At 42.0% G+C, this 23,693-nt stretch carries 21 protein-coding genes, 1 tRNA gene and 1 riboswitch; of the genes, 4 read left to right on the top strand and 18 right to left on the bottom strand.

Features of this window, described 5'->3' with window-relative positions; genetic code table 11:
• Window positions 1-22: 22 nt before the first annotated feature.
• From mutS to VB077_RS15975, 7 genes are all read right to left on the bottom strand, one after another.
• Window positions 23-2,572, bottom strand: a complete 2,550-nt coding sequence (mutS, locus tag VB077_RS16005; protein ID WP_323416259.1) for a DNA mismatch repair protein MutS — start codon at window positions 2,570-2,572, stop codon at window positions 23-25.
• A gap of 120 nt (window positions 2,573-2,692) precedes the next feature.
• A complete protein-coding gene (locus VB077_RS16000) occupies window positions 2,693-3,103 on the bottom strand; it encodes a YlbF family regulator (protein ID WP_323416258.1) in 411 nt (136 codons plus the stop codon).
• A 77-nt stretch (window positions 3,104-3,180) separates the two neighbouring features.
• Entirely contained in the window at window positions 3,181-4,518 is a 1,338-nt protein-coding gene (gene miaB, locus VB077_RS15995) for a tRNA (N6-isopentenyl adenosine(37)-C2)-methylthiotransferase MiaB (protein WP_323416257.1), read from the bottom strand.
• Between the two features lie 55 nt (window positions 4,519-4,573).
• Complete coding sequence (locus tag VB077_RS15990) at window positions 4,574-5,839, bottom strand: D-alanyl-D-alanine carboxypeptidase family protein (RefSeq protein WP_323416256.1); 1,266 nt, start codon at window positions 5,837-5,839, stop codon at window positions 4,574-4,576.
• A gap of 39 nt (window positions 5,840-5,878) precedes the next feature.
• Window positions 5,879-6,733, bottom strand: coding sequence for a DegV family protein (locus VB077_RS15985; protein WP_323416255.1), 855 nt, complete (start codon window positions 6,731-6,733; stop codon window positions 5,879-5,881).
• A 210-nt stretch (window positions 6,734-6,943) separates the two neighbouring features.
• Window positions 6,944-7,066 carry a hypothetical protein gene (locus tag VB077_RS15980; protein WP_323416254.1) on the bottom strand — a complete coding sequence of 41 codons (123 nt, stop codon included), beginning with the start codon at window positions 7,064-7,066 and terminating at the stop codon, window positions 6,944-6,946.
• Between the two features lie 77 nt (window positions 7,067-7,143).
• Complete coding sequence (locus tag VB077_RS15975; protein WP_323416253.1) at window positions 7,144-7,572, bottom strand: thioesterase family protein; 429 nt, start codon at window positions 7,570-7,572, stop codon at window positions 7,144-7,146.
• 139 nt (window positions 7,573-7,711) lie between these two features.
• Between VB077_RS15975 and VB077_RS15970 the strand changes: the two genes are divergently transcribed.
• Both VB077_RS15970 and VB077_RS15965 read left to right on the top strand, forming a co-directional pair.
• A complete protein-coding gene (locus VB077_RS15970; protein ID WP_323416252.1) occupies window positions 7,712-7,885 on the top strand; it encodes a DUF896 domain-containing protein in 174 nt (57 codons plus the stop codon).
• Window positions 7,886-8,029: 144 nt separating this feature from the next.
• Window positions 8,030-8,251: a hypothetical protein gene (locus tag VB077_RS15965; RefSeq protein ID WP_323416251.1), complete on the top strand. Its 222-nt coding sequence runs from the start codon at window positions 8,030-8,032 to the stop codon at window positions 8,249-8,251.
• A gap of 92 nt (window positions 8,252-8,343) precedes the next feature.
• Here the strand turns inward: VB077_RS15965 and pyk are convergent, their stop codons facing one another.
• The 3 genes from pyk to VB077_RS15950 all read right to left on the bottom strand — a co-directional run bounded on the left by pyk (window position 8,344) and on the right by VB077_RS15950 (window position 12,431).
• Window positions 8,344-10,077, bottom strand: a complete 1,734-nt coding sequence (gene pyk, locus VB077_RS15960) for a pyruvate kinase (protein WP_323416250.1) — start codon at window positions 10,075-10,077, stop codon at window positions 8,344-8,346.
• 32 nt (window positions 10,078-10,109) lie between these two features.
• Entirely contained in the window at window positions 10,110-11,120 is a 1,011-nt protein-coding gene (gap, locus tag VB077_RS15955) for a type I glyceraldehyde-3-phosphate dehydrogenase (protein ID WP_323416249.1), read from the bottom strand.
• Window positions 11,121-11,285: 165 nt separating this feature from the next.
• On the bottom strand, window positions 11,286-12,431 hold the full coding sequence (locus tag VB077_RS15950) for a PRK06851 family protein (protein ID WP_323416248.1): 1,146 nt from the start codon (window positions 12,429-12,431) through the stop codon (window positions 11,286-11,288).
• 260 nt (window positions 12,432-12,691) lie between these two features.
• Between VB077_RS15950 and VB077_RS15945 the strand changes: the two genes are divergently transcribed.
• Window positions 12,692-12,982 (top strand): zinc-ribbon domain containing protein, encoded by a 291-nt coding sequence (locus tag VB077_RS15945; RefSeq protein WP_323416247.1) that lies wholly within the window; start codon window positions 12,692-12,694, stop codon window positions 12,980-12,982.
• Between the two features lie 295 nt (window positions 12,983-13,277).
• On the opposite strand, the gene VB077_RS15940 is transcribed toward VB077_RS15945, so the two are convergent.
• Window positions 13,278-14,300, bottom strand: coding sequence for a molybdopterin-binding protein (locus VB077_RS15940; protein ID WP_323416246.1), 1,023 nt, complete (start codon window positions 14,298-14,300; stop codon window positions 13,278-13,280).
• A riboswitch (molybdenum cofactor riboswitch) is annotated at window positions 14,295-14,428 on the bottom strand. (Overlaps the previous gene by 6 nt.)
• A gap of 118 nt (window positions 14,429-14,546) precedes the next feature.
• On the opposite strand from VB077_RS15940, the gene VB077_RS15935 reads away from it, so the two are divergent.
• Complete coding sequence (locus VB077_RS15935; RefSeq protein ID WP_323416245.1) at window positions 14,547-15,248, top strand: Crp/Fnr family transcriptional regulator; 702 nt, start codon at window positions 14,547-14,549, stop codon at window positions 15,246-15,248.
• 99 nt (window positions 15,249-15,347) lie between these two features.
• Here the strand turns inward: VB077_RS15935 and VB077_RS15930 are convergent.
• The 7 genes from VB077_RS15930 to VB077_RS15900 all read right to left on the bottom strand — a co-directional run bounded on the left by VB077_RS15930 (window position 15,348) and on the right by VB077_RS15900 (window position 23,664).
• Window positions 15,348-15,423 (bottom strand) — tRNA-Lys (locus VB077_RS15930).
• Window positions 15,424-15,513: 90 nt separating this feature from the next.
• A complete protein-coding gene (locus VB077_RS15925) occupies window positions 15,514-16,530 on the bottom strand; it encodes a M42 family metallopeptidase (protein ID WP_323416244.1) in 1,017 nt (338 codons plus the stop codon).
• A gap of 21 nt (window positions 16,531-16,551) precedes the next feature.
• On the bottom strand, window positions 16,552-17,571 hold the full coding sequence (locus VB077_RS15920; RefSeq protein ID WP_323416243.1) for a M42 family metallopeptidase: 1,020 nt from the start codon (window positions 17,569-17,571) through the stop codon (window positions 16,552-16,554).
• A complete protein-coding gene (locus VB077_RS15915) occupies window positions 17,562-18,623 on the bottom strand; it encodes a M42 family metallopeptidase (protein ID WP_323416242.1) in 1,062 nt (353 codons plus the stop codon). Before VB077_RS15915 ends, VB077_RS15920 begins: the two co-directional genes overlap by 10 nt.
• A gap of 137 nt (window positions 18,624-18,760) precedes the next feature.
• Complete coding sequence (gene pepV, locus VB077_RS15910; protein ID WP_323416241.1) at window positions 18,761-20,164, bottom strand: dipeptidase PepV; 1,404 nt, start codon at window positions 20,162-20,164, stop codon at window positions 18,761-18,763.
• Window positions 20,165-20,237: 73 nt separating this feature from the next.
• The gene (locus VB077_RS15905) at window positions 20,238-22,298 is read right to left on the bottom strand and encodes a penicillin-binding protein (RefSeq protein ID WP_323416240.1); all 2,061 of its coding nucleotides are present in this window, start codon (window positions 22,296-22,298) and stop codon (window positions 20,238-20,240) included.
• A 178-nt stretch (window positions 22,299-22,476) separates the two neighbouring features.
• A complete protein-coding gene (locus VB077_RS15900; protein WP_323416239.1) occupies window positions 22,477-23,664 on the bottom strand; it encodes a rhomboid family intramembrane serine protease in 1,188 nt (395 codons plus the stop codon).
• Between the last annotated feature and the right edge of the window lie 29 nt (window positions 23,665-23,693).

Raw genomic sequence — 23,693 nt, 5'->3', positions numbered from 1 at the left:
TTCCTCCAATCCTTGATTAAGATTACAAGGTTTCTAGAGCTTTAATGCGTTCACGCAAATCATAGAGATATTCCTGGGCTTGGCGAGGTGTTAAATCATCTATATTGATCTCGGAAATTTCACGCAGCAAGGGATGTACTGTCGGTGGCTCGAATAACGTAAGTTGGGTTGCTGTTTCAGGTCTGAAGGATTTTTCTTTCTGTGAAGATGACGTTTCGAGTCCCTCTAGAATTGATCTTGCCCTTTGCAAGAGAGGTGCAGGCAGCCCAGCAAGTTTTGCTACTTGAATACCATAACTTCGATCGGCACGGCCGGGAAGAATTTTATGGAGAAAGATGATATCCTCCCCGTTCTCACGAACACCGACATGTAAGTTAAAAATCCCAGGTGAATTATCTTCCAAAGAGGTCAATTCATGATAATGGGTAGCAAATAATGTTTTTGGTTTAATCTTCTGATCAGCCAAGTATTCCGTAACAGCCCAAGCTATGCTTAACCCGTCAAAAGTTGCTGTTCCCCTCCCTACTTCATCAAGTATTACAAGACTATGTTCTGAAACATGATGAAGAATATAGGCTACCTCACGCATCTCAACCATAAACGTACTTTGTCCGGAAGCCAGATCATCTGAAGCTCCAACACGAGTGAAAATATGGTCAACAATTGAGATGCTGGCTTTATCTGCCGGAACAAAGCTTCCGATTTGAGCCATGAGCACGATTAGAGCAACCTGTCGCATATAGGTTGACTTTCCTGCCATATTAGGACCTGTAATCAGGGCAAGATGTTGAGAACGGGTGAGAAGCGTATCATTGGGAACAAAGCTCCCATCCTCGAGCATATTTTCCACCACAGGATGGCGCCCTTCAATGATTTGAATTTTTCCGTTCTGCGTGATCTCAGGCCGGACATAATGATTTCGGATGGCCACTTCAGCTAAACCGACAAAAACATCGATCTCCGCAAGTGCATGGGCGGCATCCATAATTCGGGGGATATGTTTTCGTACATCCTCACGCAGTTCTAAGAAGAGTTGATACTCCAGCTGAATAAGTTTATCCTCAGCTCCCAAGATTTTCTGTTCGTATTCCTTTAATTCAGGAGTGATGTACCGTTCGGCATTCGCTAAGGTTTGTTTACGGATGTATTCCGGAGGCACGGATTGAGCATTAGCATGGGTAACTTCGATATAATATCCAAATACCTTATTATAACCCACCTTTAAAGAGCGAATTCCTGTGCGTTCCTTTTCTTGAGCTTCTAGTTGGGCAACCCAGTCTTTGCCTCCTGAAGACGTTCCTCTGAGATTATCAATTTCAGCAGAGTAACCCGTTTTAATAAGATTCCCCTCTTTTAACGAAAGCGGGGCTTCAGGATTAAGGGCATTCTCAAGCTCCTCGGCCAATTCATCTAATCCTGTGAGATGGTCAATATAGTTTTTTAAGTTATCCGCATTACAGGCACAAAGGGCTGAGCAAATTTTAGGTAAAACGGCTAAAGTCTGCTTTAAGGCGAGAAGATCACGAGCATGAGCGGTTCCGAAGGCGACTTTACCCATTAAACGTTCGAGATCATAGATTCCCGTTAGCAATTGAGCTAAATCCCCGCGTAAAAAACTATCCTCCGTCAGAACTTCTATAATATCTAAACGATGATCAATTTCGGATTTTGAAAGAAGAGGCTGTTCAATCCACCGCCTTAAAAGGCGTCCTCCAAAGGCTGTTTTTGTCAGATCGAGAACGGATAGGAGTGTTCCCTTCTTGCCCTGCCCTCGAAGCGGTTCCGTGAGTTCAAGATTGCGGCGTGTCCACTGATCAAGGATCATCCACTGATCTGGCTGGAATATCTTTATCTCAAGGAAATGAGTTAGTTCATTCCCCGGAAGAGTCTCTCCGAGATATTTCCAAAGAGCATTAGCCGCTTTGGCAGCCGCGGGTGACTCATCAAGAAGAGCGTGTTGTTGCTTAAAGCGATCATAGACAGCATCCGTCTGCGTAAAAGAGTTACGATCTCGTGTTGTGATAAAATACCCCCGCCAATGTTTCAAACGAACAAGTTCCGGAGGAATAACAAGTTCGGCCGGCTGAATTCTTGATAATTCTGTAAGTATAATATCTAATGATGCATTTTCAAAAATCGTGAATTCCCCGGTGGAGACATCAAGAAAAGCCAAGCCCCAATTATTTTCATGAAAAATTGAAGCTAAATAATTATTTTTCCTATCCGCTATAGAATCTACAACGGTCCCGGGTGAAACAATACGAATAATTTCTCGGCGAACAATTCCTTTCGCCGTACGCGGGTCTTCAACTTGCTCGCAAATCGCGACTTTGTAGCCGGCAGAAACAAGCTTACCCAAATAATTCTCGACAGCATGATAGGGAACACCGCACATCGGAGTACGCTCGCCCCCACCCGCTTCTCGCCCGGTTAAGGCAATTTCTAAGATAGGTGCAGCTGTGAGGGCATCATCCCCAAACATTTCATAAAAATCCCCAAGGCGAAAAAATAATATGGCGTCGGGAACTTGTGATTTTATGGATTTATATTGAATCATCATTGGAGTTGTCATTGATCATAATCCTCCAAAGTATAAAGTTAGGAAGGAAAAAACAGCGGAAATATTCTTAAGGGAAGAGCATTCAACTCTTCCCTTCTTTTTCGTTATAGGTGTTAAATGCCTTAAAGAACTTTAGCAGCCGCCACAGCTGCATCCGCCATGGCTCTCGCCACAGCTTGATCCACAAGAAGAACAACTGGCATTATCCTGGCCATTTGCAATTGCACTTGCTAAAACAGAGTTAACACTATCCAGCATCTGCGTAAAACGATCTTGAGCCTGTAAATAGGCGGCAATTAGGGCATGACTTACAACCCGCTGCTCCATCTCATCAATGGCCTTTTTTTCCTCTTCCGAAAGTTCTTTGCCTTCTGATTGAAGAGCATATACCCGTTGTTGTTCTTGATTAAATTCGTCAATGATTCCCTTTGCTTGTTCATCTGCCAGCATTGCTTCTTCGCTTGTTCTTAATTCTTTTAGTTCCCCGCTTTGAGCAATTGCTGCTGCTAGGATTTCGGCTTTTTCTAAGATATCCGCTGTCATTGATACACCTCCATTGATCTATTCTACACTATTTAAGAGATTCCTGCTAGAGCGGTTTACGGTTCCCCATTGATTAATTAGCCCTTAATAATTTCGCCTAAAAGTGTCCATGAATGTGCTTCCATCATATGCACTTTTACAAGAGAACCTTTAAGAGCGGGATCACCGGGAAAAACCACAAGCTCATTACCGGCGGTACGGCCTGTCAAACGATCCGGATTTGATTTGCTCGGTCCCTCAACTAAAACATCGTAGTTCTTACCCAGCATTTTCTTTCTCCATTCCAAGCTTTGATCATTCTGTAAATCCATAAGCTGCTGGAGCCGTCGTTTCTTAACATCAAGGGGAATTTGGTCTTTCATCTTTGCAGCGGGTGTTCCCGAACGCTTGGAGTACATAAAGGTAAAGGCTTGGCTGTAATGAACTTTGTCAATGATATCTAATGTCTGTTCAAAATCCTCCTCTGTCTCCCCCGGGAACCCGACGATAATATCTGTAGTAATGCTTGACTCCGGAATAATCTCTCTAATTTTTTTGATACGTTCCAGATAGTATTCCCGTGTATACTTGCGATTCATTCGTTTAAGAATTTCATTACTTCCGGCCTGGATGGGAAGATGAAAATGTGGACATAGATGTTTTCCCGCCGCAACAGTTTCAATGAGTTTGTCCGAAAGATCTTTGGGATGGGACGTTAAAAAGCGGATTAGCAAAAGCCCCGGAATTTCATCAACTTTTTTCAGTAAATCCGCAAAATCATAAGTCATATCTAAATCTTGGCCATATGAGTTAACATTTTGTCCCAGCAAGGTAATTTCTTTGCATCCTGACTCAACGAGTTTTTGAGCCTCGCGGAGAATGTCTTCCGGCTTTCGGCTTCGTTCTCTTCCCCGAACATAGGGTACGATACAGTACGTACAAAAGTTATTGCAGCCATAACTGATATTAACGTTAGCCTTTAACTTACCTTTCTCAGCTAGGGGAGTGGCTTCTAAAGCAGGGCCAGGTTCCTTCCATACCTCCGCAACCTTTTGATCCTCCTCAGCTTGCCGGATAAAGCAACCGAATTCCGAAAGATTATGTGTCCCTGTCCAGATATCAACATGGGGGGCCCTATGTTGTAACCGTTCAAGTGCGCCCGGTTGTTGTACCATACATCCTGATACGGCAATTTTTAAACGAGGATTTTTTTCCTTAAGCCTTTTCAGCTCGCCAATCTTTCCGAGAATCTTATTCTCAGCACTTTCACGGACACAACACGTATTGATAATGATAAGATCAGCACTTTCCAAATCATTGGTTTGTGAATATCCCTCCTGAGCAGAAATTTCTGTTAACGTTTCAGCGTCTCGCTCAGACATTTGACACCCATAGGCTAAGGTAACGACTTTTTTATCCTTAAAACTATTGGACATTCCCCTTATTCAACTCCTGACTATGATTGCATCATGTATAATTATGACGTTCTCGCTATATTAAATCCGTATTTTTCGCTTTTTGAAGTTGAGCTTCCTTTTTCTTTGAACGTGAGCATCGGAGTTTACGGACAGCGCTTCTTTTGCTCTGAACGAAAAGAAGGGTTATCACCGAAAATACAAACAATATAAGGAAAATTACCCTTTGATAATTATTTCCAAGACTTTGTTTCGGCTTTACACTTCGATCAGATATTAGTGAAATCGTTCCGGTCTTCTCATTGCCATTCCAGACCTCGACCGTTCCAACCGTTTGATCTTGCTCAATTTCTGTTACGTTTGTCTCTAAGGGAATAATTTTTAGAGTCGGCTCTGAAACTGTTTCACCCACTTTTCGGGTAGTATAGATGGGTGAGACAGATAACATGTTAATTTCTTCTGACCCAATTGTCATTTTAGCAATAGCACTTCCGGCAGGTTTATTAACCGTTGTCTGGAATTGGGAGAAACCATAATCAAGAAGATTCTCCATATCACTGTAAATCTCTCGACCCGGTGACTTAAGGATTACGCCTATCAGCTCTCGACCATCTTTCGAAGCTGAGGCCACCAGGCAATTCTTTGCGGCTGCCGTATAACCCGTTTTCATTCCATTAACATAAGGATTTTCACTTAAAAGTTTATTTTCATTGATCATGACAGTCGGCACATCGGGTTTGGAGCGGGTTATAGTATGCCTTTTAGTTTGAATATATTCTCGGAAAATCGGGTTTGCATATGCTGCTTGAGCTATGCGGGCTAGGTCATGGGGCGTTGTCATATGCCCCTCTTCAGAAAGCCCGCTGGGATTTTTAAAGGTCGTATTCGTTAAGCCTAAATCCTTCGCTTTCACATTCATCATGGACACAAATTGATCAAGGCTTCCCCCAATGTGTTCTGCGATACCAACTGCAGCATCATTTGCTGAGTTAAGCAATAATGCATACAGAAGATCTCGCAAAGACATTTGTTCTCCTGGTTCGAGGTAGATTCGTGTACCATAAACGGTTTGATAATCAAGCATAGTCGAACTTAGAGTAACAATATCGTCAAGATTACCCTTCTCAATAGCTAATAATCCGGTCATAATCTTAGTCGTACTTGCCGGTGCGAAAAGTTCATCACCATTTTTACTATATAACGTCTGCCCAGATTGAACATCAATCAGGTAAGCTCCTTCTCCACGTATTTCAGGCGGATCAGAACTCGACACTGCATAGACCGGAGGAACACTATTAAGAAGGATCAAGATGGTGCATACAAGAGCAGTAATGATTCTCAAGGCTGTGTCCCCCTAGATATTATAAACATAATACATATATTATTTATGAATACGTGTATAGAATAAAGCCATTGTACCGGGGCCGGTATGACTTCCTACAACACAACCGATATCACTGATCATAATATCCTTTACATTAACATGTTTACGAATTTCTTCAGCAAATGCTTGTGCTTCTGCTAAACAATAGGAGTGAGAAATTCCGATAATTTGTTCTTCTGGATGATCAATTTCTTCAACCATAACCTCGATGAGTTTACGCAAAGCCGCTTTACGAGAACGAACTTTAGCAAAGGGTTCTAATCGTCCATCAGGAGTAACCTCTAATACCGGTTTTACATCAAGAAGTCCGCCAATAAAACCAGCCGTTTTACTCACTCGTCCCCCTTTTACTAAATATTCAAGGGTATCCAGGGTAAATGTATACCGCATTTGATTTCTCATCTGCAGGATACGAGGTTCCGCCTCGTCCCATGAAGGTGAAGTTTTCAAATAACGATTTACCAGCAGTGCCAATAAACCATAACCCCAAGAAGCCCCCAAGCTGTCTATAATATGTATTTTTTCCGGAGCGCTACACATATCCCGCACCATCAAAGTTGTAGCATAGGTTGAACTTAAACCCGAGGAAAGATGAATCGCTACAACCTCATCCCCGTTAGCGATGACTTTCTCATAAGTTTCCTTAATTGTTCCGGGATTGGGTTGTGAAGTCTTCGGCAATTCTTGGAATGATTTAAATTGAGGATAAAATTCATCCGGAAAAACATCTACCCCTTCGAAAAAGGTTTTTCCATTAATATTTACGGGCATTGGAATAACAACAATTCCTTCTTCCCGAGCAACATTTAAAGGAATATCTGCGGAACTGTCCACCACCGTAACAAAAGACACATTAAGTCCTCCTTACTAAGAGTAAAGTATTTACAAAAGTACCGATGTTATCGGCATCTTATGTTTATTCGGGACAATTACCTTTGTTCCCTGCTTTGAATAAAGATCAGAAAGAAATTTTTAATAATAGGCAGAATTGTAAAAATAAAAAAGAGCCTACTGTTTAAGTAAGCTCATTAAAGTCATTAGACATTGTATTTTCAAGCTAATTTAAGACGCTAACTTCTGAACAATAACATGTTGTCCGATGGTCTTCATCAGGACTGCAAGATCATTCTTGCTGACCAATCGATAATTTACCTCTTCTCCCTCAATCCATGTGACGAGATACATCGGAACACCCCCTGTTGTATTATGTATACATAATACCATGAGGACATATTTAATTCAAGGACTTTCCCTAGCAACTATTAAAAAAGTTGCTTTTTTAAGGAGGGTATTATTGTACCCAAGTCATTCCAAACGGGATATTTTCGAACATCAGCTACCCTGCCTTCTTTATCAAGAAATACATGCGACGTTTTTCCATCTGTTAAAAGGGTATCCCCTTTCATGACTCGATAGCCAAACGTGATTATTCGCGAAGTAAATTTATCAAGCCGCGTGATAACGATAAGTTCATCATCATATTTTGCAGGTTTTCGATATCGGCAATTTGCCTCGACGACAGCGAGCGACAGACCTTGATCTTCAAAAACGGTATATGGTAATCCTAAGTTGCGGAAAAGTTCAGTCCTTCCGACTTCAAACCAAATCAAATAGTTTGCGTGATAAACAACGCCCATTTGATCTGTTTCAGCATAGCGTACTCTGAGCTTAGTCTCTGAAAGTAATGACAAATTTATCCCTCCTCAATCATAAAAATTATTATATCATTTCTTAATACCGAGACCAACTTGAGATTTCACTAGACCTTCGCTTATAATAGTTTTGGGTTGAAATGCATAGAATATTTCCGATTGAAAAGGAGCAGTTCGTGTGGAGATAAATACCTTGATCGAAAGAATTAATGAATTATCCCGTAAACAGAGAAGTGTTGGACTTGAAGAATGGGAGCGTGATGAACAAGAAGCATTGCGCCAGGAATATTTAGCGTTTATTCGTGGTCAAGTTCACCAAACCCTAGTCCAAGTCAAAGGCCCCCATCAATAAGTCTAGCGCGAATTATCAGGAGACTGAGAGCAAGGTATGTTTCATTTAATGGTGCATGCCTTGTTTTTGTATGTAATTCTAAAATCTAATGCATACTAGCTTTACGACGATATATCCGAAGGTAATCAATAAGGAGGGATTCTTTTGCCAGAACGAGTTATTAAATATGGTGGAGTGAAATTTCGGAACCTCGTACCCCCTGTAAAGATTAATCGATTTGTAAATAAATTGCCGCAAAATAAAAGAGATTCCTTGTTTGAAGTCGCCAGTGAGCTGAGTGATGCAGGACTGATTGAGATTCTCAATGAACGGGAACATAGTACGATTGATCAAGATTTAATTGACGATCTTTCCAACAAATTTTAATAGGTTTTACTTATTATTCAAAAATTAAAGAACTGCTGCACGTGAATCATAAGTTTATCGTGCGGCAGTTCCCTTATTTTTGACTTAATATTTTAAATCGTCACTGTACCTTCATATACAACACCACCAAGAGCATCGATGGTAAGAAGTTGTCCGTCTTTAAATTTATTCATTACACCCTGAACACCTACAATCGCCGGGATACCATAATTCAGCGCCGCTATTGCAGCATGCGACGTTAGACCGCCTTCTTCAATAACCAAAGCACCCGCTCGGGAAATAAGAGGAATATACTCCGCATCTGTATACCTAGAAATAATAATGTCTCCATCTTCAAAAGCTGCATTCTTAGGGTCCGTGATTAAACGTGCTGCACCCAACGCGGATTTCCGGCCAATACCTGTTCCCTTAACAATTAAATTACCGATAATCTGTACCTTAATCATGTTGGTCGATCCCACTTTACCTACAGGTACTCCTGCTGTAACCACAACAACGTCTCCGGTTTTTACAAAATTATGAGCCAGGGCCTCGTTAACCGCGTTCAATATAAGTTGATCCGTTCCTGAGCTTTCTGGAATAATTATCGAGGTAACACCCCAATGCAAAGCAAGCTGGCGAGCTACTTCATCGGAAGGTGTAGCCGCAATAATTAAGGATTTTGGCCGGTATTTTGCGATCATACGAGCAGTTAAACCTGAATGAGTCGGTGTTAAAATGGCGGAAGCCTCTAAATCGTGAGCAATAGTGTAACTGGCATAGCTAATCGCCTCTGCGACGTTTAACTGGGGATGACGTGAGGTCTGCTCCTCGAAATAACGGGTTTCAGTATGGAGTGCAATCTTATCCATCATGACCACTGCTTCGACCGGATACTGGCCTGCTGCTGTCTCACCTGATAGCATAATGGCATCGGTTCCATCTAGAATCGCATTGGCAACGTCACTAGCCTCAGCACGTGTAGGCCGGGGATTACGAATCATTGAATCAAGCATTTGAGTTGCGACAATGACCGGTTTACCTAAAAGATGACATTTATGAATCATTTCTTTTTGAGCGATAGGTACCTCCTCAACGGGTATCTCCACACCCAAGTCTCCTCTTGCAACCATTAAACCATCCGCAACTTCAAGAATTGAATCAAGGTTATCTAAACCTTCGCGGCTTTCGATCTTGGCAATTATCTTTGTATTAGCTTTTGCTCCTTCAACAATTTTACGAACGGCAATGATATCAGATGCCTTACGTGTAAAAGAAGCGGCTATAAAATCAATACCTTGTCCAATACCAAAAAGGATATCGCTAATATCCTTTTCCGTAACAGCCGGAAGCTGAATCGGAATTCCCGGGACATTAACCCCCTTTTGTGATTTTAATATACCTTCATTGCAAATACGTGTATGTATCTTTCCATTTTGAACGGACTCGACTTGTAGATCGAGTAAACCATCATCTAATAAAAGATGTGTTCCAAGACTGACCTCCTGCCAAAGGTTAGTATATGTAATACCCACCCTTTCAAGTGAGCCTAAAGTATCTATATCTGTGTCAAGAGTTAAAGTTGTTCCTTTCTTTAATTCCAGACCTGTTTCCGGAACCATTCCTGTTCGAATTTCCGGTCCCTTCGTGTCCAGTAAGATACCCAGGTTTTTCCCTAATTTAGTGGCTTCATCTTTTAAGACGCGTAATCGTTGACCATGTTCTTCATGACTTCCATGTGAAAAATTAAGTCGGGCGACATTCATCCCCGCCTTAAGCAATTCTCTTACTTTCTCAGGCGATTCGCTGGCCGGACCAATCGTACATACTATTTTTGTCCTTCTCATTTTATCTCCCCTTGCTTTTGCATTGTTACATCTTACAAACCTTTATCAGCAATATACCGTACAAGATCAACAACTCGATTGGAATATCCCCATTCATTATCATACCAGGCAAGTACTTTAAGCATACGATCTCCAAGCATCATCGTCGAAAGACCATCAACTGTAGAGCTATGGGGGTCCCCATTGAAATCATGCGAAACAAGAGGCAGATCCGTGTACGCCAAATAACCTTTAAGTTTTCCTTCCGCTGCTTCCTTCAATTTCGCATTAACTTCTTCTTTAGTCGTAGATTTAGATAAATTAGCGACAAAATCAACGATTGAAACATTCGGGGTAGGAACACGCACGGCTAGCCCAGTTAATTTTCCCTTTAGCTCCGGCAAGACAAGGGCAACCGCTTTGGCCGCACCTGTCGTGGTAGGAATCATAGATTGAAATGCGGCTCGGGCTCTTCGCCAATCTTTATGTTCCAAGTCCAAAATACGTTGATCATTCGTCACAGAATGTGTCGTAGTCATCATTCCTTGCTCAATCCCAAACTCTTCAAGCAACACCTTTGCAACAGGGGCTAAACAGTTTGTCGTACAGGAGGCATTAGAAAGAATATGATGTTGGCTTGGATTATATTTGTCCTCATTAACTCCCATGACAATCGTAATATCTTCATTTTTACCCGGTGCTGAAATGACTACTTTTTTAGCTCCTGCTTGCAAGTGGAGTTCTGCTTTATCACGTTCTGTGAAATGACCCGTCGATTCAATAACAATATCTACATTCATTTCTTTCCATGGTAAATTTGCAGGATTTTTTTCAGCGAGAAGTTGAATAGAGTGTCCATTAACCTTCATTATATCCCCTTTGACCTCGACTTCATAGGGGAGAATTCCATGAACAGAATCATATTTAAAAAGATGTCCGAGCAAATCCGGACTTCCCAGATCGTTAATTGCCACAACTTCTAGTGAATCCTTGTTCTCAAGTGCTACTCTTAAAGACAACCTTCCAATGCGACCAAATCCATTGATAGCAACACGTACTGACATAAAAACTGCCCCCTTATATTAAATTTCGTTTTCTAAATTACCGAAACGGTAATAATTTCTTGAAGACTCCATTATACCAGATATTTCTACTAATTTATAATTTCCGGGAAAGATAAAAAAATGCAAAGCATGTACTTTGCATTTTTAATTAAATATCTTTAAAACCTAAATTTTAGGGATTAAAGGCGAACGGGTACTTACCGCAATAGTTTGTTCCTCAGCCATATTAATTATTCTTTTTAGGGTTTCCAATCGTTTCTCCTCAATGGCCTGAAAATTCATTGCGGGAATATAGTATGTTTCTAAACGGTCGTGCATTTCTTTCGCCTTCTTAGAATTTGTCAACGCTCGTTCTAAACATGAATTTACACGTTCTGCGCACGATGAAAGCTCTGATCTATAATTCTGAAGTAATTCCTGATCTAGATTTTTATCAAAATCCAGCAAAACAACAGTCCCTTTAAAATCAGGAGTATAGGGATACGGTTCGCTATCAATGACAAGTCCGATTTCAATTTCCGGAAGAAGGATCATATCTAATTTTTCCGGATCAAGCGGATTATGATAGTACTCAACGCTTAACCCCAGCATCGAAGCGCGATCGGCAATTCGTGTTAAAAAAGTTGACTTTCCCGTACCGGGCTGCCCCTGTAAAATATATAGCGTTTGTATTCCATTTAGAAGAGAGTCAATATATTGACATTTACCCTGCGGAGTATGAGCCCAGGCAAATAAGCGGCGAACTTTTCCATGCCCTTCTGGTATCTTTTTTAAAATCTCCTTTTCTGTTTTTAAGTACATTTTATTAATTTCATTCCAATTTTGAAAAGGGGTAACATAAAATTTCCACTCGTCCATTGCATTTTTCGCATCTTTTAAAGCAAAATACGCGGCCTGGAAAAAACGGCTCACTTGCTGATTACACGTAAATATTTCAGTCTTTGATTGAAACACTAGCGTTTCATTCCAATATTCTCCAAGATTGATGATTTCATCGACTGCACCGGGGTTTTTGGGATCAACGATATGGGGAGCCGTTCCATCAAGAAGGGCTACTTTTAGCTCAGGAATAACTACGCCATCAATCGAATTGTTATCGGATGAACAATAGTGGTATTCAACCTCATAGCCGGCCTCTAATAGCTGCTGGGCAATTTTCTTCATAAAGGTTGACTTGCCAACACCGGGTCCCCCCTTAATGACAAAAATATGTCGTGCATCCGGCCCAATCATGTAATTATAGAAGGAGTAAAAACCTTGATAAGTAATTCCACCGGGGAACATCTTTCTAATCTTCTGTTTATTGGCCATGTACGGACACTCCTTTCTCTACTTCCTTTGCAAGATTATAATTATGCAAAAAGTATTCAAAGAGTGTCATAATTAAACCCCTATAATATCTTTTCTCTTATCATGGGACTGTAACATTTCTGAATTTTCAAGTATAATTTAATTAGAGCCTTTAGAAGTGTAAGTAAATTTGTCGGACACGTTGGATCTGCCACCGGTTGCCTTGTGCCGTTACTTCCACTCAGGAGGCGCGATTCTTGCGTGGAAGGAGGTAGTTTTTTATGGCATTTGAAGACAAGGTCTTAGTTTGCCGTGATTGTGGAAACGAATTTGTTTTCTCCGTAGGTGAACAGGAATTCTTTGCTGAAAAAGGATTCGAAAATGAGCCATCTCGTTGCCCCGCATGTCGTGCGACTCGTCGCCAACGTGCTGCGGGAGGTGAACGGCCAAAACATGAGATGTTCCCGGCTGTTTGCAGCGAGTGTGGTGCAGAAACCCAAGTACCCTTCCGTCCCTCCGGGGATAAACCGGTTTATTGCCGGGAATGTTATCAACGATTAAGAGGATTTTAAAAGTTAGTATTAAAAAGGGGTGCGTCAAACGCACCCTTTTTTAATACTAACGAGGTTTCCGTAAATTTTGGATATTACGTTCCTTTTGTACATCATACTCTGTGTAATGAGGATCCCTCACACTAATTGGTGATTTGGCACGTGAGACCTTTTTATGAGCTCCCATTGCACATTCATCCTTTCCACGGAATTTAAATTAATGAAACCTCGCTCTATTTTTTGTAAGGATAAAATTTCTTATACCTATTAGTGTTCTTTATTCTTGAAACAGCAGCTTCTATTGTTGAAAATCGCCTTATTTACCGAAAGAGCAGTGTGGATAAGTACATACCGGACATTCCAAACATAATCCACCATGCCCATATTTAGCAATATCCTGACGCGTTAATCGTTCGCCAGCAAGAATCCGTGTTACGACTAAATCAAAAACTGTTGTCCGGGAATACATCACACAACCTGGCAAGCCCATAACAGGAATTCCGTCAAGATAGGCTAAAAGAAACATAGCCCCGGGTAAAACAGGAGCCCCATAGGTCACAAGATCCGCTCCCATGCCGCGAATGGCTGTTGGCGTAAGATCATCCGGGTCAACAGACATACCGCCTGTTACGAAAATCATTTCTGCACCTTGATGGATATGTTCACGAATCTTCTCCTGGATCATAGACACATCATCATCAGCAAAGCTTTGTCCAATTATTACCGATCCCAGCTTCTCAGCTTTCGTACGAAGTACCGGACCAAACTTATCCTTAATCCGCCCATGATAGACTTCACTGCCGGTAGTTACGACCCCGATTTTATAAGACCGCAGAGGGCGGACCTGAAGAATGGGTTCTGAAAACTCTTGGGCAATGCGTTCAGCATCCGTTATCACTTTTTCTTCGACCATAAGCGGAACAACCCGTGTACCCGCAATTTTATCTCCTTTTTTCACAGGGCGAAAATTGTGAAGTGTTGCCAAGACTACATATTCAAGGGAGTTAAGCGCTAAAATCCCCTCTTCAGACGCATATAACAAGCCATCATACTCGGCAATTAAATTGACCTTTCCCTCTTTAGTTTCACTAAAGGCTAATCCCGGTCCCGCTACCGCTTTTGCTAAACGCTCTGCTGCTTCATTTTCATGAATAAGACCGGGAACCTGGTTCCAAACATAGATGTGCTCTTTACCCATACTTAAAAGAACGGGGATATCTTCTTCTTGTATGATATGACCCTTGCGAAAACGCGGACCTTTACTTACCCCTGGAATAATTTGAGTCATATCATGCATTAACACAGCTCCAACTGCGTCCTCAACACGAATTTTCTCCATAATCTCTATCCTCCTTTTCGACTCGGAAGGCTTGTCCATTTCTAGACAAACCCCGGTTTCAGGAACCCTGAAACGGCCTAGAACCGTGGAAATTCTGTAGGTTGCCAGGCTCGGCAAAGTTAATTATAACATAACTTCTTATCTTATAAAAACTTTACTTCCAACATATACCTAGCATATACCTAGAATGTTATAATAATAAATGTACTTAATATAATCAAGTGCTGAAGGAGATTAATTAAGCTAATGGCGAAAACCAAAAATAATTTACAACAACTTACTCAAAATTCTCCCTGGGATCAACTCCCGATAGCGTTCTGGGAATTCTGCCATCTGCATGGACGTACTCGCCAATATTCTGCTAAGCAGTTTATATTTTTTTCGGGCGACGAAGCCAATACCGTTTTTTTCTTACTGAAAGGCAGAATCCAGCTGTTACTCACAAGTGAATTTACGGAAAAGATTTTCCGGGTAATTCAAACCCCCAACTTTTTTCCCGAAGTCGTTCTTGATGGGAAAACGTATCCGTATACCGCTTTTGCCGTTGAAAATTCGGAAGTACTTGTTCTCGACCGAAGTATTGTTGTGCGGTATCTAAGGGAAAACCCACAAACGCTGATCCCTTTCTACGAAAGTATGGCTTTAGAATTAAGACGGGCTTACCGCCAGATTAAAAATACAGCCCTCGGGGATGCTCGGTCACGTCTTGGGGCAAAACTATTTTCCTTAGCTCATGCCCATGGTCAAGCCTTGGAAAACGGCATTTTGATTACAATTCCCCTGTCAACCACTGAATTAGCCGGCATGTGCAGCCTCGCCCGCGAATCCGTCAGCCGAATCTTAAGTGAGCTTAAAGAACTCGGAATTATCGAAGTAGAACATAAAAAAATAATAATATTAGATATCGAAAAACTAAGGAAATGGGTTCATGAACGAATGGGTTCTTGAACCCATTCGTTTATGAACCCATTTTACAATATACCGAGAAAGCAAATCAGGCACTTCGGAATCTCCGAAGTGCCTGATATATCAAGGTTTATATTCTAATGGTGCGCCACCGGGGGTTCGAACCCCGGACCTGCCGATTAAGAGTCGGATGCTCTACCAGCTGAGCTAGTGGCGCATATCGAAGCGACTCATTTATTATATAGCTATCTTTTTTAAAAAACAAGGCTTTTCGACAAGAAAAAATATTATTCTCAATGCAATTTACTTAGAAGGGAATAGGTCCCTCAAGCAGTGCAACGAGCAGTTCGACCGCTGCTTCAACATCTTTAGTATCAATCATTTCGGAAGGACTATGAACGAAACGCGTGGGTATCGAAAGAACTCCGGCCGGAATTCCGCCTTTGGTCAGATGAATAGCGCCTGAGTCTGTGCCCCCGGCCTCAAGAACCTCCCATTGATAAGAGATCCGCTCTTTTTCAGCAGTCTCTGCCATCCATTGTTTAACTTGCGGCGGCGTAATCATGGAACGGTCAAAGACTTTAATGGCCACTCCGCTTCCGAGTTTAACGTCCATCGGATGAGCCTTGGGTGTATCCCCTGTTAGGGTCACATCAACTGCAAGTGCAACATCCGGTTCCAGTGCAAAGGCTGCGGTCTGTGCTCCCCTAAGGCCTACTTCCTCCTGAACCGTAAAAGCAAAGGCAATTTCATGTTCTGTTTGAACTCGCTTCAACGCCTCAATCGCTACAAAACAACCTATACGATCATCTAAGGCTTTGGAGATGATTCGCGAGCCGGCCCATACAAATTCGCCGGTAAATACAGCACTATCCCCAATCTGAACCATTCCTTCAGCTTCATCTTGGTCAGCCGCCCCGATATCAATATAAAGCTTAGAAAGTTTTAAATCCGCAGGCTTATCTAATTTCTCCTGACTGATCACACCGATTCGCCCATTTGAGAATCGAACCCGACGATGGGGAAGTTCTGTAATATGAACTCCGCCTACGGGTGTAAACCGCAAGAATCCATTTTTATCGATATGAGTGATCATAACACCGATTTCGTCCATATGAGCGGCAACCATGATTTTCTTTCCGTTACCGCTCCCCTTACGAATAGCTATAAGATTGCCCATTTTATCCTGTGTGAGCGAATCGCAGTAAGGACGAATGATCTCTGAGATTTGTTCGGCAACTGCTCTTTCAATCCCCGAAGGAGCATATGTTTGCGTTAGACGTTCTAACAGGGAATAATCTAATGAATTTTGTACATTAGACATTTTTTGTCCTCCTTTACCCAACTAAAATATGAAATGATCCGGAATGGCTCTAAGAATCTCTTCAACAAGTTGAATCGTATTCTGAATATCATCTTGCCTGACCATCGAGGCCGGGGAATGGATATAGCGGCAAGGAACATTTATGGATAGTGTAGGAATCCCCGTTCGGCTTGAATGGATCTTACCCGCATCATTGTTACCACTCGTTCCCCGTCGAAATTGCAAGGGAATCTTATTTTGCTTGGCTAAATCCACAACTTGCTTAATCAGTAGAGGATTATAAAGAGTGGTCTGATCCTGAATGGAGAGAGCCGGTCCTTTGCCAAGTTCCGTAACCCATTCCTCCTCTTCAATGTGGGCCATATCTGCAGATATTGTTCCTTCAATGTTAAGCGCAAAATCCGGCTGGGTATGATAAGCGGCAACTTTAGAACCTCTTAAACCGACTTCTTCTTGAACGGTAAATGCGGCAACCAAGTTAAGGTTATCGAACCTCTTTTTTAAGGTTTCAACGATTACGTAACACCCGACTCGATCATCAAAGGCTTTTCCTTTAAAAAAAGCCTGGCCTAAGGCTTCAAATCCCGTTACAAAATAGGCATAATCCCCCAATTTAATATAGCGTTCAGCCTCTTCCTTTGAATTAGCTCCAATGTCGATATAAAGTTGGTCAAGTTTTAGGGCTTGCTGGCGTTCCTGAGTTTTTTGGAGATGAATGGCCTTAGAGCCAATAACCCCGTTAATTCCCGATACCTTAACCGGTTTAGAAACGAGGATGCGAGGATCAATTCCCCCGACGGGACGAAATTTCAAAAATCCGTCGGGGGTTATTTCTGTAACCATCAGGGCTACCTCATCCATATGCGCAGTTAAAAGCACTTTAGGTGAGTTTTTGGCACCTTTTTTGACTGCAATAAGGTTACCGATCTTATCAACCGCAAGGGAATCGACATAAGGAGTTATTTCTTCTTGCAGCAAATCACGGACCTTCTTCTCCGCGCCCGATGTTCCTTGTAATTCGCTCAGTGTCTTTAATAACATATATATCCCTCCAGGTCCTCCGGCAAGCTCGCAATGAAATGGGCAAGCAGGATTCCAGAATTAACAACATCTTGCATATCCAACGTTTCTACTGAAGTATGCATATATCTTAGGGGGATCGAAAGTAACCCAGTAGGAACGCCCGCTTGTGAAACCTGAATGGCCCAGGCATCCGTTCCGGACATTCCTGCAATAGGTTCAATTTGAACGGGAATACGCACATTTTGAGCAGCTTCTGTCAACCGGTCAAAAATTTGGGGATGGATATTAGGACCAATGGCAACCGCCGGTCCCTTGCCCAATTCTACGCTTACCTGATCCTTTGTATCCGGCGTTGCTGCATGAGTTACATCGATAGCGATAGCGAGATCAGGATTTATGGTGTAGGCACTGGTCAGCGCACCGCGGAGGCCAACTTCTTCTTGGGTCGTTGTTACAGCAATAACATCGTGATCATGATGCAACTTATGCAGCTCTTGAAGACAAATTTGCATGACCACTACTCCTGCCCTGTCATCAAGGGATTTACCGGCAATAAGCCCTCCTAATAATTCAATAGGACTCCTTTTGAGCGTTATAATATCCCCGACCCGGATCAGTTTCTGAATTTCCTCATAAGGAAGACCGACATCAATCCCCATATCCTCTATTTTTACCGCTTTATTGCCCTCTTCCCGAACTAAATGGGGAGGCATTGAGCCAATCACCCCTAGGATCGATTGACGCCCATGGATGGTGACCTCCTGAGAAAGCAGCGTTCGCTGATCAACTCCGCCAACGGCGGAAAATCGCAAAAAACCACGCGGATCAATTTTTTTAACCATAAGTCCAATTTCATCCATATGTGCCGCGAGCATTATTTTATAACGCCCTTTTTTCCCTTTTTTATGAGCATAAATATTTTCGAAACGATCCGTCCGAACCTCATCAGCACTAACCTGAAATTCTTGTATGACGAGAGGAGCAATTGAACGTTCATATCCGGATACGCCGTGGTATTCTGATAGCTTCTTCAAAAATTCTTTCGCCTGTTGATCACGTTCCTTTTTCATGCTTTTTCACCTTCCTACATTTCTGTTACACCGGAATTTAATCATTAATAGAAGATAGCCCTTTTTATTTATATTTATAAAAGGGCGGATTAAGATTCATTGTTACAATCGAGTATTATTAAAATTCCAATTTTCAATTAGTCTTTATAGCTTGGATCTAGGGCAAGGTTTAAAATAGCCTGAGCATAAATTTTAGTTGTTAAGATCAGATTATCGATGGAAATATACTCATCGGGACAATGGATAATTTCAGGTTCACCCGGAAGTGTCGGACCAAAGGCAACCCCTTGAGGCATAACTTTAGCATATGTTCCCCCACCAATAGCAAAAGCCTCTCCATCTTGACCGGTCACATCTTTATAAGCACTAAGAAGGGCTGTAACGATTGGACTGTCCTTAGGTACATAATGTGGCTTCTGATCATGAACGATACGCATCGTATAGCCTTCAGCTGAAGCCAATTGTTGAATGGGGTTAAATACATCCTCTTTATTAAAAGTGACCGGATATCGAATATCAATCACAAAGGTCGTTTTTTCTGATGTCATATTCATAATTCCTACGTTTAAGGAAAGTTTACCGGAAGGCTCGTCACTTAATGCAACTCCCAAGCCTTCTCCGCAAAATCCTGTTCCCGGGTGTTGATTCAGCCAAGTTACAAGTTGGAGTTCCTCATCACTTAACGGTAAGGTTTGCAGGAAGCGGAGAGCATATAGGACAGCATTTTTACCAAGCTGCGGTGTACTTCCATGCGCGTTGACCCCCTGAAAAACGATTTGGATTGACGATGGCGTAGTTTGAGACTCAATTCGGGCAATTACTCCTTCAGGGAATGGAAATGCCGATAATTTATCTGTGATCTCCCGAATATCTAAATCTTTTAGATTCACTCGGCATATGTCAGGGACCACGTTAGACCTTTCACCACCACGGAGAGCAAGTATATGGGGTAAGGTCGGATATTCTTTAACAAATTCAAAATTGATTATTCCTTTTTCCGCATGGATAAGGGGAAATTCGGCATCAGGGGCAAATCCCATCTGAGGAATATCTGAATGCTCTTTGTAATAATCCATATCCCTCCATCCTGATTCTTCATCCGTTCCTAAAATTAGACGTATCCGTCTGTTTAAGGGAAAGCCCGCATTTTTTATCGCTTTCATTGCGAATAAGGCAGCTAAGCTTGGCCCCTTATCATCGGTGGCTCCTCGGCCATATATTTTACCATCAATAATTTGACCACCGAAAGGAGGTACTGACCACCCATCTCCTGCAGGTACTACATCTAGATGTCCCAGAATTCCCAGCAGTTCCCCTTCCCCCATTTCAATTTGGCCGGCATAGCCTTCAAAATTTCGAACTGTAAATCCTAGCTTTTCACCGAGTTTCAGCGTCCATTCCAGACAATTTCGAATTCCGGGACCGAAAGGTGCAGCCGAGTCTGCATTTTCTATATCTTTGACACTAGCCAACTGTATACAATTTTGAACTGAAGCTATTAGCTCCTCTTTTAATTCATCAATTTCTTGATCAAGACGCATTCTCATTCCTCCAATGAATTTTATTAAACTTTTTCTTCTCTATCCTACCCTTATTCCGCATCAAAGTTGTCTTCTAGGGTGAACTCTCTTCTTGGACTGCTTTGTTGGGTACGGTCAGGGGGGAAAACTTGATCGTCACTGTAGAACCTTTATTAACGACTTGGCCCGGAGCAGGCGTTTGAGTTTGTGCCAAACCGGTTCCTGTAAAACTAAAATGAAGTTCGGCCTCAGCCAGCTTATCTCCGGCTTGGCGGAGCGTTAAGCCGGTTAAGTCAGGAACAATAGTCTCCCCGGCAAGCGGTTGACGAACGGGTGTAACCGATTGCGGTGTAGGACGGACAAAGGTCTGATCCGTTAGGTTTGTGACAACGCTCTCCGTCTCATTAGCTACCGGAATCCCGTAATACTGCAAAGCCCCTTCAATAATTGCTTTTGCTCTCGGTGCACCCAGAGTACCTCCTTGATGGCTTTCTCCGCGCGGCGTATCTATGGTTATCAATACGGCAATTTTGGGGTCATCTATAGGTGCAAACGCCACGAAAGAAGCTATAAAGTCAGTTGTTGAATATCCTCCGGTCTTGGCATCTACCTTTTGTGCTGTTCCGGTTTTTCCTGCAACGCGAATACCCGGAATCTGGGCGAGGCGTCCCGTACCTTCGGACACAACCTTTTCAAGGATTTCATTCATCTGCTGTGCGGTCGCCTCGGAAATGACTTGCCGAACAGCTGTAGGACTTTTTTGCTCCACCGTACCATCCGCGTATTCAATTTTATCAACGACATAAGGTTTATAAAGGGTTCCCCCATTGGCAATTGCCGAAATAGCCGTTAGAAGTTGTATGGGTGTTACTAGGTTTGCTTGTCCAAAAGACATCGTAGCAAGATCAATAGGTCTGGCTTTATCCTGAGGTACAAGCAATCCGCTTTCCTCACCGGCTATATCAATTCCGGTTTTACTTCCGAAACCAAAGGCCTTAAGGTAGGTGTAAAAGGACGGTATTCCCAACTTATTTCCGACTTGAGAAAGAACAACATTATCGGAGAGCTTCATTGCATCAGTGAAATTCAGCCATCCATGAACTTGCTGATCCGAGTCCCAGTTTGTTATTACACGCGACCCCACTTTATAATACCCCGGATCCTCAAATTCGTCTTTGGGGGTTATGACCCCCTCTTCTAAAGCAGCTGTACCGGTAATTATTTTAAAAGTTGATCCCGGCTCATGAGACATCGTGGTACTTAAATTCTTTCTGTTTTCAGGTTCCGTATTATTATACTCATTTGGATTAAAGCTGGGACGAGAACCCATACCTAAGACTTTTCCTGTCATCGGGTCCATAGCAAGGATCGAAATTCTGTTTGCCTTTGTTGTTTTCTCTAAATCGTCAATCTGCTGTTCAACCAAATACTGGATCGTTGAATCAATCGTCAGCGTTAAATTTGCACCCTTTTGAGAAGTTCCGCTATCGTGTTGCGTTTTTAAAACGGAATTTAAGCCGGAATCCTGCTGCTGCGAAGTATATCCCGGGGTACCGTAAAGCTTGTCATCATAATAAGCCTCCACTCCTTCTCTCCCGTGACCTTCAAGATCCACAATTCCTAAGACGGAAGAAGCAAAAGTATCCATGGGATAAACGCGTTTCTGTTCGTTATTAAAACCAACACCCGGAATACTCAATGCTTGAATTTGTTCGACCTGATTTAGATCCACTTGGTGAGCAAGACTGACCCAGTCAAGATCCTTATTTAATTTCTCGAGGATCGTTGTGCTGTCCATCTTAAGAATATCCGCCAGTTGATTAGCAATCTTCCTTTTATCGTAGTCTTGTCCCTTCTCGATTAAAGCATCCAGTGTCCTGGGAGCTGCATATACTTCTTTGGCCGGTATACTTTGAGCAAGAACATTACCTTGAGCATCAAGAATTTTACCTCTTTCGGGTTGGATGCTTTGATCTTGTGTACGGCGTTCAATTCCAACAGCTTTTAGGTCTGATGCCTGAACAACTTGCAGCGAAAATAATTTTCCGACAATGACAAACATGAAGATGACTAAAAATATGTAAACCCATTTTTCTCGTTTAAAATATCCTTTTGCGCATTTTGTTTTCTTGGGAGTTTTCAAGATCTTTTTCATACTCTCCTAACATCTTTCTCAATCGTGTATTTTACGTTCAAGATTGATTATAGCATGTTCTGGAGAAACGAAGAAGCTCACTTTTCTTAACTATCGATAGTATCACACGATACCACCTCGCTAAGAACTGTGAGCTTCGATACTATTTTCTCACTAAGGTGCTAAAAGCATGCAAAGCTTAAGCATGTATTTTATGGAAATTAATAAATCCAATTATTAAGCCCAAAAGCAATCCACCCAGATGAGCAGAAATATCTATCTGTGGTTGAACTAAGCCAAAAACTAGGTTAATGACTATGATAACAATAAGGTTTTTTCCAAACCCGGACTTCCACAATTGAGGCTGTTTCCAAGTATATGAAACCAAAGCCCCCATAATTCCAAATATAGCCCCTGATGCTCCGGCTGATAGTGCATCTGTAAAGTAGAAGCTAGCCAGTGATCCTCCTATGCCACTCAGCAGGTATATAAAAAGAAAACGCCAGCGTCCAAACCGTTCTTCACAAAAGGAACCAAGAATCCATAAGGCATAAAGATTAAAGGCAAGATGCAAAAAACCAATATGAATAAACATACTCGTAAAAAGGCGCCAATACTGCCCCTGGAGAATCAGTTCATTGACTTTAGCCCCAAAAAGAATTAGAACGCTTCTTTTTCTTGAACCGCCTGCCAAGGTCATCAAGATAAAAACGATAATGTTGATAGCCGTCAAAATGATCGTTACATAGGGGATAAATTTCTTTGTTTCATAAAGCTGCGGTTTTACACTTGAATCAGCACTTTCATGGTTTGCCGGCCCAGAGTGACCCGGTTGGTTATTGATATTTATATAATTCAGTAACCAATCCATTGTGTTTTTCTTCGGATTAGGAGGATACGGAAAAACGAGGCCTGTCTGGAGATCAATAAACCAAGATTGAATATTTTTAAGAACAGTCTGTTCAAGATCTCGTGAGTCTAATCCCTCTGGGCAGAAAAGGAAGGCTTCCCATTGCTTAATATCGGGATCAATGGACGGAGTTGGAATGGGCTGATTCTGATGATATTCCCAAAAAAGCAGGCCCCGATCTTGCTTCTTTGCAATGTACCAACCCGAGCTAAGATTTTGTATGTTCCAGCCGTCGTAGCCAAGATTCAATAAAATCTGTTGAAAGATAAGCGACGTCTCCTCTCGTTTAACCATCATATTAGTTAAACAATAAATACTTATAATTACCATTTTAATAGGCAGAACTTGACCTGTCAAAACAGAATTATAGCCTCTCGGAATAAAAAGGGAGGAAATCTCCAAGATGGGATAAAGTCCCTGGGAATTACGATGAGCAAAAGGAGATGAAGAACCCCACTCATAAAATGGGCATGCCAAAAAGGCCTAACCGCACTCCTTTTTCAAAG

Source organism: Desulfitobacterium sp. (genome assembly GCF_034927245.1).
Taxonomy (GTDB): domain Bacteria; phylum Bacillota; class Desulfitobacteriia; order Desulfitobacteriales; family Desulfitobacteriaceae; genus Desulfitobacterium_A.
Note: the sequence above shows the minus strand (reverse complement) of the source record. Positions and strands in the feature narration are given on the sequence as shown.

Coding starts and splice junctions, on each gene's coding strand:
- VB077_RS15905 (WP_323416240.1), bottom strand. CDS start 22,298: ATGAAAAAGATCTTGAAAACTCCCAAGAAAACAAAATGCGCAAAAGGA.
- pepV (WP_323416241.1), bottom strand. CDS start 20,164: ATGCGTCTTGATCAAGAAATTGATGAATTAAAAGAGGAGCTAATAGCT.
- pyk (WP_323416250.1), bottom strand. CDS start 10,077: ATGAGAAGGACAAAAATAGTATGTACGATTGGTCCGGCCAGCGAATCG.
- gap (WP_323416249.1), bottom strand. CDS start 11,120: ATGTCAGTACGTGTTGCTATCAATGGATTTGGTCGCATTGGAAGGTTG.
- VB077_RS15915 (WP_323416242.1), bottom strand. CDS start 18,623: ATGAAAAAGGAACGTGATCAACAGGCGAAAGAATTTTTGAAGAAGCTA.
- VB077_RS15940 (WP_323416246.1), bottom strand. CDS start 14,300: ATGGAGAAAATTCGTGTTGAGGACGCAGTTGGAGCTGTGTTAATGCAT.
- VB077_RS15925 (WP_323416244.1), bottom strand. CDS start 16,530: ATGTCTAATGTACAAAATTCATTAGATTATTCCCTGTTAGAACGTCTA.
- VB077_RS15935 (WP_323416245.1), top strand. CDS start 14,547: ATGGCGAAAACCAAAAATAATTTACAACAACTTACTCAAAATTCTCCC.
- miaB (WP_323416257.1), bottom strand. CDS start 4,518: ATGTCCAATAGTTTTAAGGATAAAAAAGTCGTTACCTTAGCCTATGGG.
- VB077_RS16000 (WP_323416258.1), bottom strand. CDS start 3,103: ATGACAGCGGATATCTTAGAAAAAGCCGAAATCCTAGCAGCAGCAATT.
- VB077_RS15950 (WP_323416248.1), bottom strand. CDS start 12,431: ATGGCCAATAAACAGAAGATTAGAAAGATGTTCCCCGGTGGAATTACT.
- VB077_RS15920 (WP_323416243.1), bottom strand. CDS start 17,571: ATGTTATTAAAGACACTGAGCGAATTACAAGGAACATCGGGCGCGGAG.
- mutS (WP_323416259.1), bottom strand. CDS start 2,572: ATGACAACTCCAATGATGATTCAATATAAATCCATAAAATCACAAGTT.
- VB077_RS15945 (WP_323416247.1), top strand. CDS start 12,692: ATGGCATTTGAAGACAAGGTCTTAGTTTGCCGTGATTGTGGAAACGAA.
- VB077_RS15980 (WP_323416254.1), bottom strand. CDS start 7,066: ATGTATCTCGTCACATGGATTGAGGGAGAAGAGGTAAATTATCGATTG.